Consider the following 636-nt stretch of genomic DNA (forward strand, 5'->3'; position numbering starts at 1 on the left):
CCGATGCCGTAGACCTGCGGGTCCGAATCCTTGCCCAGCTTGAACTTCTCGTTCAGTTGACGGCCCAGGTGCCCGCGGCAGCCTTCGCAGAACAGCGTGTACTTTGCGTGCAGTTCCATGCCGAGCTGGAAGTTCTCGGTGGGCTCGCCGTCCTTGCCGACACCCATGTTGCCGGTGGCGACGCCCTTCACCGAGCCGTCTTCGTTGTAGAGCACTTCAGCCGCCGGGAAGCCCGGGAAGATTTCCACGCCCAGCGCCTCGGCCTGTTGACCCAGCCAGCGCGTGACGTTCGCGAGGCTGATGACGTAGTTGCCGTGGTTCTTGAAGTTATCGGGCAGCGCCCAGTTCGGCACCGATTTAGCCCCCGTTTCGGAAAGAAAAAGGAACTTGTCTTCGGTGACGGGCACGTTCAGCGGTGCGCCTTGCTCTTTCCAGTCCGGAATCAGCTCGTTCAGGGCACGCGGATCCATGACCGCGCCCGAGAGGATATGCGCCCCGATTTCCGAGCCTTTTTCCAGCACGCACACGCCGATTTCAGCGCCTTTCTCCGCGGCCAGCTGCTTCAGGCGGATCGCGGCGGACAGCCCGGCGGGGCCACCACCCACGATCACCACGTCGTATTCCATCGACTCGCGT

Annotated in this window: 1 protein-coding gene; it reads right to left on the bottom strand. The window is 62.9% G+C overall.

From position 1 onward, the window contains the following. The coding region (locus tag JMY28_RS38830; RefSeq protein ID WP_201701152.1) for an NAD(P)/FAD-dependent oxidoreductase at positions 1-636 on the bottom strand (636 nt) is incomplete at both ends.

The sequence above is a fragment of the Paraburkholderia hiiakae genome (genome assembly GCF_904848665.1).
Taxonomy (GTDB): Bacteria; Pseudomonadota; Gammaproteobacteria; order Burkholderiales; family Burkholderiaceae; genus Paraburkholderia; species Paraburkholderia hiiakae.